At 64.6% G+C, this 10,056-nt stretch carries 11 protein-coding genes; 10 read left to right on the top strand and 1 reads right to left on the bottom strand.

The genetic code is table 11. From position 1 onward, the window contains the following. Positions 1-294: 294 nt before the first annotated feature. The 10 genes from pstS to rnt all read left to right on the top strand — a co-directional run bounded on the left by pstS (position 295) and on the right by rnt (position 8,770). Positions 295-1,383, top strand: coding sequence for a phosphate ABC transporter substrate-binding protein PstS (gene pstS / locus AC1VXC_RS20460; RefSeq protein ID WP_481539818.1), 1,089 nt, complete (start codon positions 295-297; stop codon positions 1,381-1,383). 309 nt (positions 1,384-1,692) lie between these two features. Beyond that, on the top strand, positions 1,693-2,664 hold the full coding sequence (gene pstC, locus AC1VXC_RS20455; RefSeq protein ID WP_313169416.1) for a phosphate ABC transporter permease subunit PstC: 972 nt from the start codon (positions 1,693-1,695) through the stop codon (positions 2,662-2,664). Further along, entirely contained in the window at positions 2,664-3,527 is an 864-nt protein-coding gene (gene pstA / locus AC1VXC_RS20450) for a phosphate ABC transporter permease PstA (RefSeq protein ID WP_313169414.1), read from the top strand. Before pstC ends, pstA begins: the two co-directional genes overlap by 1 nt. A gap of 31 nt (positions 3,528-3,558) precedes the next feature. Then, a complete protein-coding gene (gene pstB / locus AC1VXC_RS20445) occupies positions 3,559-4,389 on the top strand; it encodes a phosphate ABC transporter ATP-binding protein PstB (RefSeq protein ID WP_282272926.1) in 831 nt (276 codons plus the stop codon). A 155-nt stretch (positions 4,390-4,544) separates the two neighbouring features. Further along, entirely contained in the window at positions 4,545-5,252 is a 708-nt protein-coding gene (gene phoU / locus AC1VXC_RS20440; protein WP_282272928.1) for a phosphate signaling complex protein PhoU, read from the top strand. A 205-nt stretch (positions 5,253-5,457) separates the two neighbouring features. After that, positions 5,458-5,850 carry an RcnB family protein gene (locus tag AC1VXC_RS20435; RefSeq protein WP_313169411.1) on the top strand — a complete coding sequence of 131 codons (393 nt, stop codon included), beginning with the start codon at positions 5,458-5,460 and terminating at the stop codon, positions 5,848-5,850. Between the two features lie 139 nt (positions 5,851-5,989). Continuing rightward, entirely contained in the window at positions 5,990-6,355 is a 366-nt protein-coding gene (locus tag AC1VXC_RS20430; protein WP_481539817.1) for an HvfA family oxazolone/thioamide-modified RiPP metallophore, read from the top strand. A 37-nt stretch (positions 6,356-6,392) separates the two neighbouring features. Further along, positions 6,393-7,211, top strand: a complete 819-nt coding sequence (locus AC1VXC_RS20425; RefSeq protein ID WP_481539816.1) for an HvfB family MNIO-type RiPP peptide maturase — start codon at positions 6,393-6,395, stop codon at positions 7,209-7,211. Further along, on the top strand, positions 7,204-7,971 hold the full coding sequence (locus tag AC1VXC_RS20420; protein ID WP_481539815.1) for an HvfC family RiPP maturation protein: 768 nt from the start codon (positions 7,204-7,206) through the stop codon (positions 7,969-7,971). Before AC1VXC_RS20425 ends, AC1VXC_RS20420 begins: the two co-directional genes overlap by 8 nt. Before the next feature lie 154 nt (positions 7,972-8,125). Then, positions 8,126-8,770 carry a ribonuclease T gene (rnt, locus tag AC1VXC_RS20415; protein ID WP_313169403.1) on the top strand — a complete coding sequence of 215 codons (645 nt, stop codon included), beginning with the start codon at positions 8,126-8,128 and terminating at the stop codon, positions 8,768-8,770. 10 nt (positions 8,771-8,780) lie between these two features. Here the strand turns inward: rnt and AC1VXC_RS20410 are convergent, their stop codons facing one another. Then, positions 8,781-9,536, bottom strand: coding sequence for a GGDEF domain-containing protein (locus AC1VXC_RS20410; protein ID WP_313494200.1), 756 nt, complete (start codon positions 9,534-9,536; stop codon positions 8,781-8,783). Between the last annotated feature and the right edge of the window lie 520 nt (positions 9,537-10,056).

The raw sequence follows: 10,056 nt of genomic DNA, 5'->3' as shown, positions 1-10,056 counted from the left end.
CTACCGTTGGGTTGTGCCCCCCCCCCCCCCCCCTTAGCCCCCGCCCTTGGGGGGGGGTAGGATATACGCGAACCCCCCCGCCCTTGTTGGGGTCGGCACTACAGGGCATTGCCGGAAAGCCCCAACTCCGGGGGCAACTCGTGCCTTACAGGGCGCCAACCGCCCAGCCGATGGCCATTGATTCTGTGAGCTTTTTCAGATTTTTTTCACGATGTAATCAGGTTGTAACAAAAACATCATTTCATAGCCGCATCCGCCGGCGCTGCCGGCATTTCTCCCGCTATGGAGTGACGCATGAAGCTGCACACGACCGGTCTTGCCGCCCTCTCGCTGGCCATCGCCCTGGGCCTGTCGGCCTGTGGTGACAAGGGTAACCAGGCCGCCGCCAACCCGGACGCCGCAGGTGCCGCTGCACCGGCCGCTGGTGACAAGGTTGCCGTCGAGATCTCCGGCGCCGGCGCATCGTTCATCTTCCCGCTGGTGTCCAAGTGGTCGGCCGACTACAACGCCGCCACCGGCGCGAAGATCAATTACCAGTCGATCGGCTCCGGCGGCGGTATCGCCCAGATCAAGGCCGGTACCGTCGACTTCGGTTCGTCGGACAAACCGCTCTCCACTGAAGAACTGGCCCAGGCTGGCCTGGGCCAGTTCCCATCGGCAATCGGCGGCGTGGTGCCGGTGGTCAACCTTGAAGGCCTGCAGCCGGGCCAGCTGCGCCTGACCGGCCCGCTGCTGGCTGACATCTTCCTGGGCAAGATCAAGACCTGGAACGACAAGGCCATTGTCGATGCCAACCCGGGCGTAACCCTGCCCGACACCAAGATCACCCTGGTGCACCGCTCCGACGGTTCGGGCACCACCTTCAACTTCTCCAACTACCTGTCCAAGGTCAGCGGCGAGTGGAAGGACAAGGTCGGCGAAGGCACCTCGGTTCAGTGGCCGGACGGCGTCGGCGGCAAGGGCAATGAAGGCGTTGCCTCCTACGTGCAGCAGATCAAGGGCTCGGTCGGTTATGTCGAGCTGGCCTATGCCCTGCAGAACAACATGCCGTATGCCTCCATGCAGAACGCTGCCGGCAGCTGGGTGCAGCCGACCGCTGAAACCTTTGCGGCGGCCGCTGCCAGCGCGGACTGGGCCAATGCCAAGGATTTCAACCTGGTGATCACCAACGCACCGGGCGTCAATGCCTGGCCGATCACCGCCACCAACTTCATGCTGATGCACAAGCAGCCGAAGGACGCCAAGCGCAGCGCCGACACCCGCGCCTTCTTCAAGTGGGCCTTCGAGAACGGCCAGGCACAGGCCAACGAGCTGCACTACGTGCCGCTGCCGGCCGAGCTGGTCACCCAGATCGAGTCGTACTGGGCTGCTGAGTTCAAGTGACGCACTGGCGCGGGGCCGCCCCGCGGCCCCGCCTTTGCCAGTGCGTCATCCCCGCGCAGGCGGGGATCGCTCGTGATTCTGCTGTTGCTACTGCTCTTGCTTTCGCTCCTGCTCTTGCCGTTGAAGTCACACGCACCGTCAACGGCAAGAGCGATGACCCGACATTCGTCGGTTGAAAACCCCGCTTTCGCGGGAATGACAGCTGAAAAGCGATCCCCGCCTACGCGGGGATGACGACCTCAAAGATTTGTACTCCCCGATCCCGGGGACAGAAACACCACCGCATCCACCTGGGCCCCTGCCGCTGCCATGAATGCCATTGCACCGTCCCTAGCATCCGCGCCCACCTCACGCGATCTGCGCGATGCACGAAACGACCGGCTGTTCCGCTGGTTCCTGATCGCCACCGTGATCTTCGTCCTGGTCGCCCTGGCCAGTGCCGCCCTGTCCATGCTCTGGGGTGGCCGCCATGCGCTGCAGGAGCAAGGCCTGAGCTTCTTCTACTCCTCCGACTGGAATCCGGTGGAGAACAAGTTCGGCGCATTGGCGCCGATCTACGGCACCATCGTCACCGCCCTGATCGCCATGCTGATCGCGGTGCCGGTGAGCTTTGGCATCGCCTTCTTCCTCACCGAGGTGGCGCCGCGCTGGTTGCGCGGACCGGTCGGCACCGCCATCGAACTGCTGGCCGGCATCCCCTCCATCATCTACGGCATGTGGGGCCTGTTCGTGCTGGTGCCGGTGATGACCGAATACGTCACCCCGTTCCTCAACGATCACATCGGCCCACTGCCGGTGATCGGCGCCTTGTTCCGCGGCCCGCCGTTGGGCATCGGCATGCTCACCGCCGGCTTCGTGCTGGCGATCATGGTCATTCCCTTCATCTCCTCGGTGATGCGCGAGGTCTTCCTCACCGTTCCCACCCGCCTGAAGGAATCGGCTTATGCGCTGGGTTCCACCAAGTGGGAAGTGAGCTGGGACATCGTCCTGCCCTATACCCGCTCGGCGGTGATCGGCGGCGTCTTTCTCGGCCTGGGCCGAGCGCTCGGCGAAACGATGGCGGTAGCCTTCGTGATCGGCAACAGCGTGCGCCTGACGCCTTCGCTGCTGGAGCCGGGCACCACCATCGCCGCGCTGATCGCCAACGACTTCGGCGAGGCCACCGAAACCTACCGCTCGGCCCTGCTGCTGCTCGGCTTCGTGTTGTTCATCGTCACCTTCGTAGTGCTGGCCCTGGCCCGCCTGATGCTGATGCGCCTGTCCCGCAAGGAGGGCAACTGATGTCCGCTTCCGCTGACTCCCTGTACCTGCGCCGCCGCGTCGTCAACAGCGTCGCATTGCTGATGGGCTGCGCTACCGCTTTGTTCGGTCTGTTCTTCCTCGGTTGGATCCTGTGGACGCTGCTGTCCAAGGGCTTGCCGGGCATCAACATCGACCTCTTCACCAAGATGACACCCCCGCCGATGCAGCAAGGCGGCCTGCTCAACGCCTTCTTCGGCAGCGCGGTGATGTGCGCGCTGGCCATTGCCATTGGCACGCCGCTTGGCGTCGCCGCCGGTACCTGGCTGGCCGAGTACGGCAATGCCCGCAAGGCCGGCACGGTGGTGCGCTTCGTCAATGACATCCTGCTGTCGGCACCGTCCATCGTGCTCGGCCTGTTCGTCTACACCCTGTACGTGATGCAGACCGGCGGCCAGTTCTCGGCCTTTGCAGGTGCGCTGTCGCTGGCCTTCATCGTGCTGCCGGTGGTGATCCGCACCACCGACGAAATGCTGCGGCTGGTGCCGGTGCAGATGCGCGAAGCCGCACTGGCCTTGGGCGTACCGCAGTGGAAGGTGATCATGCAGGTGCTGTACCGCAGCGCCATGGCCGGCATCGTCACCGGCATCCTGCTGGCCCTGGCCCGCATCTCCGGCGAAACCGCACCGCTGCTGTTCACTGCCTTCGGCAACCAGTACTGGAACAGCAATGTGATGCAGCCGATGGCCTCGGTGCCGGTGGTGATGAACCAGTTTGCCGGCAGCCCCTACGAATCCTGGCAGGTGTTGGCCTGGGCAGGTGCCCTGGTGCTGACCGTGTTCGTCCTGCTGGTCAGCCTCTCCGCGCGCGGCCTGCTGCTGCGCAACCGCATCTCGAACGACTGAACTTAAACGATTGATTGCCATGGACCTTCCCATGAACGACCTCAGCAACGCCGTACCGATGCAGCGCATCAACGTGCCCGCCGCCAACCAGTCGCTGCACACGCCGGCGCCGGTCAAGCTCGCTGCACGCGGCCTGGACTTCTACTACGACAAGTTCCATGCGCTGAAGAGCATCAACCTGGAGATTCCGGAAAAGCGTGTCACCGCGCTGATCGGCCCCTCCGGTTGCGGCAAGTCCACCCTGCTGCGCATCTTCAATCGCATCTACGCGCTGTACCCCAAGCTGGAAGCGCGCGGTGAAGTGCTGCTGGACGGCGAGAACATCCTCTCGCCCAAGTACCCGATGAACCGCCTGCGTTCCAAAGTGGGCATGGTGTTCCAGAAGCCGGTGCCGTTCCCGATGACCATTTTCGAAAACGTCGCCTACGGCATCCGCCACCACGAGAAGCTGTCCAAGGCCGACATGGCCGTGCGCGTCGAGCAGGCGCTGCGCCAGGGCGCGCTGTGGGACGAAGTGAAGGACAAGCTCAACCAGAGCGCGCTGGGCCTGTCCGGTGGCCAGCAGCAGCGCCTGTGCATCGCCCGCGCCGTGGCGCTGCGCCCGGATGTGCTGCTGCTCGACGAGCCGACCTCGGCACTGGACCCGATCTCCACCAGCCGCATCGAGCAGCTGGTCGAAGAGCTGAAGAACGATTACACCATCGCCATCGTCACCCACAACATGCAGCAGGCAGCGCGTGTGTCCGACTACACCGCCTTCATGTACCTGGGCGACCTGATCGAGCACGACCGCACCGAGACCATCTTCTCCAACCCCTCCAAGCAGCAGACCGAGGATTACATCACCGGTCGCTTTGGCTGAGGCTGGCGCAGGCGGACCGTGACGCGGTTCGCCGCCCGCTGGATGCCTGGCCATGGACGGCCGGGCCGCACTCCGAAGCCAGATGTACGCCATGGATGGCAACGCAGCTACCGAACGAATGCAGTCCCACCCGAACCGTCTCCAGCGAGCATTCCATGAATCTTCCCAACGACCACATCGTCAAGAGCTATGACGAAGAACAGCAGCGACTGGTAACCGAGATCGTGCGCATGGGCGAAATGTCCGTTGCCCAGCTCGAAGCCGCGCTGGACGTGATCGAACGCCGCGACGAGAAGGCCGCGCAGCGCATCGTCGCCAACGACGAGGCCATCGACCAGCTTGAGCAGCAGATCAGCCACGACGTGATGCGCCTGGCGCTGCGTGGGCCGATGGCCCGCGACCTGCGCGAGATCCTCGCCGGCCTGCGCATCCCTGCCGACATCGAGCGCATCGGCGACTATGCCGCCAACGTCGCCAAGCGCTCCATCGCGCTTGCCGCGGTGCCGCCGCTGCCGCAGATCCAGGGCGTGCGCGCACTCGGCCGGCTCGCCGCGCAGCAGGTCCGCCGCGCGATGGAAGCCTATCGCGACAACGATGCCGAGGCGGCGCTCAGCCTGCGCGCCGACGACGCGCGTCTGGACGCCCAGTACACCGCGCTGTTCCGCGAGCTGCTGACCTACATGATGGAAGACCCCCGCAACATCACCCCATGCACGCACCTGCTGTTCATGGCCAAGAACCTGGAGCGTATCGGCGACCACGCCACCAACATCGCCGAGAACGTCTGGTTCCTGGTACACGGTGATGCGCCGCTGCCGCCGCGCGAGAAGCGCGACGAAACCAGCACCGTCGATCACGCCTGATCGAGGGTTGTCCGGCCGCTGCCTGCATGCGCAGCGGCCGCGCTGCCATCCGCTCCGCATCAGCCCGCTGCACCTCGTCGTGGCGGGCTGATACAGACGGGTACAAAGCGACACCCTGCAGCCGGTGTTTTTAATCAGTCATTCACGCATTTTTTTCGAGCATGGACTCGTCCGCAGCACTCCCGCCGCGCACTGAGGAATTGCCATGAAGCGTATCGCTGCCACCCTCCTGGGTCTGTCCCTGTTCGCCTCCGGTGCCGCCCTTGCCGGCCCAGTGCAGGATCGTGACCGCGACGACATTCGTCGCGACAAGTCGGCCCACAGTGCTGACCAGCACGCCCAAGGCCATCGCACCAGCACACCTGCACCGGCCGCGCACAACGGCGCCCGCCACGCCTCCAGCAACAGCGCGCACCATGTCCCACGCAAGGGCGAGCGCCTGGCACAGAACCAACGTGGAAACCGTATTGCCGATTACAGCAGGCATGGCCTGCGCAAGCCCGGGCACGGCAACGAATGGCGCAAGATCGATGACCGCTATGTGCTGATGGCAGTTGCCACCGGGCTCATCATCGATATCGTCAGCGGCCATCGCTGATCACCATCGCCAGCTGAACCAACACGGGCCCCAAGTGGGCCCGTTGCCATTCCAACGATGGCAAGGCCACGCCATTGCGTTGAGCCGCTTGCTAAGCTCCAGCCTCCCCCCGGCCCAACCACCACCGGAGACACACGCAATGGCCATCGACATCCGCAAGTCCACCACCCTCGCCCTTGGCGCCGCCCTGCTCGGCGGCATGGCGGCCCCTGCTTTTGCCATGACCGACCTGGCCCAGGGCTATGCCCTCGGCGCCGGCGCCCAGACCCCGCCAACCGCCGAAGCACAAGCCGCTACCGCTACTGCACAAGGCACCGACGCCGCCGCCAAGCAGAAGGCCGAGGGCAAGTGCGGCGAAGGTAAATGTGGTGAAGGCAAGTGCGGTGCCGACAAGGACAAGCCCAAGACCGATACCGCCAAGGCTGACGGCGAAGCCGCTGCAGGCGCGGACAAAGCCACGGCCGAAGGCAAGTGTGGTGAGGGCAAGTGTGGCGGCAAGCACTAAGCCCGGCACATCCGCGCGCCACACACCCGACCAGCGCATGCCTGCCCAGGCCAGCGCTGGCCTGGGCCTGCGGCGCTCGCTGCTCGATGCCTTGCAGGCGGCACCGGCCGACGCATTCGACTTTCTCGAATGCGCCCCGGACAACTGGATCGGCGTTGGCGGCAGCCTGGGCGAAGCGCTGTCGGCACTGTCGCAGCGGCACCCGCTCAGCTGCCACGGCCTATCGCTGTCATTGGGTGGACCCGCCCCACTGGATGTGGAGTTCCTCGCACGTACACGGCGCTTCCTCGACCAGCACCAGGTCGCGCTGTACAGCGAGCACCTGAGCTGGTGCACGGATGATGGCCATCTCTACGAACTGCTGCCGCTGCCTTTCACTGCCGAAGCCGTGCAGCATGTGGCGGCACGCATCCGCCAGGCCCAGGACATCCTCGGCCGTCGCATCGCCGTGGAAAATGCCTCCTACTACGCTGTACCTGCGGCGGACATGGACGAGGCGGACTTCATCAACGCCGTGCTGGACGAGGCCGATTGCGACCTGCTGCTGGACGTCAACAACGTCTACGTCAACGCCGTCAACCACGGCTATGACGCGCGCGCCTTTCTTGCACGCCTGCCCTCACAACGCATTGCCAGTTACCACGTTGCCGGCCATCACGACGAAGCCGAAGACCTGAAGATCGACACCCATGGCATGCCGGTCAAGGGCGATGTCTGGGCACTGCTGGCCGATGCCTACACCATGCATGGCGTGCGCCCCACCCTGCTGGAACGCGACTTCAACTTCCCGCCACTGCCTGAACTGCTTGAAGAACTGACACGTATCCGCCAGTTGCAGCAGGCCGCCCATGGCTGAGTCACTACGCGAACTGCAGATGCGCTTTGCCGCGCACCTGCGCGACCCTCAGCAGCATGCCGCACCGACCGGCATCAACGACGCACGCCTGCAGGTGTACCGAGAGCTGTACTTCAACAATATCCAAAGCCTGCTGGCGGCCAATTTCCCGGTGATCGCACGCAGCCTGGGCGAGCCGCGCTGGCAACAGCTGGTGCGCGATTTCTGCCGTGAGCATCGAGCACATACGCCCTTGTTCCCGGAAATCGGCCAGGAGTTCATCGCCTTCCTGGACCATCGTCCGCTGGATCCGCAGGCAGCATGGCTGCTGGAGCTGGCCCACTACGAATGGATCGAACTGGCGCTGAAGATCAGCGACGAGCCGCTGCCAGCGCATGATCATGAGGGTGACCTGCTGGCGGGCAGCCCGGTCTGTTCGCCCTGCTGCCGGGCACTGGCCTACCAATGGCCGGTGCATCGGATTGGTCTGGAATATCAGCCCAACGAGCCACCGCTGCAGCCGACCTTGTTGCTGGCCCGGCGCGGGGCGGATGGCGCCATCGTGTTCTCCGAACTTTCGCCGATGCTGTACCGCTTGCTGGAAAGGCTGGAGCAGTTTCCCGCGCTCAGTGGGCTTGAGCAGCTGCGGGAGTTGGCGGTTGAGGCGGGTACAGAAGCTGACGAGGAGTTCATCCGCAATGGCGCTGCGATGCTGGAGCAACTGCGGGACAAGGGCTGTCTGCTGGGCAGCTGGGCCTCCTCGCTTGGGCCGAAGGCGTAGGGAGGGTTGGGGAGGCCCTGTAGAGCCGAGCCGTGCTCGGCTGAGGCATTACTGGTAACGCCCCTGCCGAGCACGGCTCGGCACTACAGGCTCTCACGGCATTTGCAGGCGCTTGCTGACACGGCCGCTTGACCCGCTCTGCTACCCTATTGCGATGAATGAATCCGCAGAACCCACGCTTCACCGCCCCGCTTTCACGCCGATGGCGCAACGCTTCCGTGGCTTCCTGCCGGTAGTGGTGGACGTGGAAACGGGCGGCTTTGACTGCAATCGCCATGCGCTGCTGGAGATCGCCGCCGTGCCGGTGGAGATGGACGAGAACGGTCTGCTCTACCCGGGCCAGACCGCCAGTGCACATGTGATCCCGGCCGAAGGCACCGAAATCGACCCCAAGTCGCTGGAAGTCACCGGCATCGTGCTCGACCACCCCTTCCGCCTGGCCAAGCCCGAGCGCGAGGCGCTGGAGCACGTGTTCGCACCGGTGCGCGCAGCGATGAAGAAGTACAACTGCCAGCGCGCGATCCTGGTCGGCCACAACGCGCACTTCGACCTGAACTTCGTCAACGCCACCGTCGCCCGCAGCGGCCACAAGCGCAATCCCTTCCACCCGTTCAGCGTATTCGACACGGTGACCCTGGCAGGTGTGGCCTATGGCCAGACCGTGCTGGCCCGCGCGGTACAAGCTGCCGGCTTTGAATGGGATGCCAGTGAGGCGCACAGCGCGGTGTACGACACCGAGCAGACCGCCCGCCTGTTCTGCAAGATCGTCAACGCCTGGCCGCCCGCACCTGGCCGCTGATCAATGACACTCAGGCTGCGCAGGTACGTGCGCGGCCTTCTTTCTTCGCCCGCGCCAGCGCATTCTTGGCGCGCTGGTAGAACAACACCGGCGCCTGGTCCTGCTCGCCGAGTTGCACCACACCAGCACTGAAACTGACCTTGATATCGCCAGTCTCGTGCCCGCCCCACTCCGCATACTGGCCAAACAGGCGCTGCAGCCGTTGGCAGGCAATCTCGGCTTCCGGCAAGGCGGTATCGCCAAGCAACACGGCGAACTCCTTGTTGCCCAGCCGTGCCGGCATATCCGAGGCACGCAGGCTGCGCCGCATCAGATCACCCACCTCGCACAGCACCAGGTCGCCGACCGCACGCGACCATTCGGCATTGATCTGCTTGAGATGATCGATGCTCAGCACCACCAGGCTCAGCGAGCGCCCCGTGCGCCGCGCTGCCGCCATATCACGTGCCAGCGCGTCATCAAACGCGCGGCGGTTGGGCAGGCCGCTGAGATCGTCCTCATTGGCCAAGCGCTCGAATGCGTCGGCCTGTTCACGAAGCTTGTGTTCAAGTTCCGCCTTTTCCAGCAAGGCCGCTTCCAGCCGCGCGTTCTGCTGATGCAGCTGATCCGATCGCGCCTGTTCACGAGCCGCGAATTGTTGTGCTTGCCCACGCTGCTGCTTCAGCTGCATCGCCAGCCACAGCACGCCCAGCAGTAACAGTACGCACAGGCCGATGAGCAAACCCGGGAGCGGCAATACTGCCAATTGTGGGGCTGGCAAAGACACTTTCGCGGCGCCTTGCGCGCAAGCGGGTGCGGTGGTAGCTGCCACCACCAACAACAGCGCTGACTGGCGTAGATCTGCAAGGACGCTCGCCCTGCCCCACCGCGCGCACAGCCCCCCGTTCGACCGGGTGATCGGATTGTTCCCTGCTGCCATCGTTCGTGCCCCAAGCTGATCTGCGGATACTAGCAAACCGTCGGGAGCTTGCAGGAACCAAGACTGCCCCCAGCCCGGGATTTTCGCTGGAGTGTGATTGGCAGTGTGAAAGCTTGTCGAGCCGATGACACCAAAGCCGCAGCGGCAGCGTTTGCAGGAGCGGCATAAGCCGCGAAGCTGGGTTTCTGGCAGATTGCGGCTGGAGCTTTCTGCGCTCGACAGGCCATTGGTGGTTTGCTGTTGGTGGCTCCGGAGGCATTTGTGGCTTCGCGGCTGACGCCGCTCATACGAACCCCGGCAATCCTGATCCGCTCAGTTTTGTGGGAGCCGGGGCAGCCGGGCGGGCCGGTTTATGAGACCATTGGGG

Source organism: Stenotrophomonas sp. STEN033, assembly GCF_056856655.1.
This window is presented reverse-complemented; position numbering and strand designations above follow the sequence as displayed.

Bases quoted from the DNA above. Each gene is read 5' to 3' on its own strand.
- pstS (WP_481539818.1), top strand. From the start codon at position 295: ATGAAGCTGCACACGACCGGTCTTGCCGCCCTCTCGCTGGCCATCGCC.
- pstC (WP_313169416.1), top strand. From the start codon at position 1,693: ATGAATGCCATTGCACCGTCCCTAGCATCCGCGCCCACCTCACGCGAT.
- pstA (WP_313169414.1), top strand. From the start codon at position 2,664: ATGTCCGCTTCCGCTGACTCCCTGTACCTGCGCCGCCGCGTCGTCAAC.
- pstB (WP_282272926.1), top strand. From the start codon at position 3,559: ATGAACGACCTCAGCAACGCCGTACCGATGCAGCGCATCAACGTGCCC.
- phoU (WP_282272928.1), top strand. From the start codon at position 4,545: ATGAATCTTCCCAACGACCACATCGTCAAGAGCTATGACGAAGAACAG.
- AC1VXC_RS20435 (WP_313169411.1), top strand. From the start codon at position 5,458: ATGAAGCGTATCGCTGCCACCCTCCTGGGTCTGTCCCTGTTCGCCTCC.
- AC1VXC_RS20430 (WP_481539817.1), top strand. From the start codon at position 5,990: ATGGCCATCGACATCCGCAAGTCCACCACCCTCGCCCTTGGCGCCGCC.
- AC1VXC_RS20425 (WP_481539816.1), top strand. From the start codon at position 6,393: ATGCCTGCCCAGGCCAGCGCTGGCCTGGGCCTGCGGCGCTCGCTGCTC.
- AC1VXC_RS20420 (WP_481539815.1), top strand. From the start codon at position 7,204: ATGGCTGAGTCACTACGCGAACTGCAGATGCGCTTTGCCGCGCACCTG.
- rnt (WP_313169403.1), top strand. From the start codon at position 8,126: ATGAATGAATCCGCAGAACCCACGCTTCACCGCCCCGCTTTCACGCCG.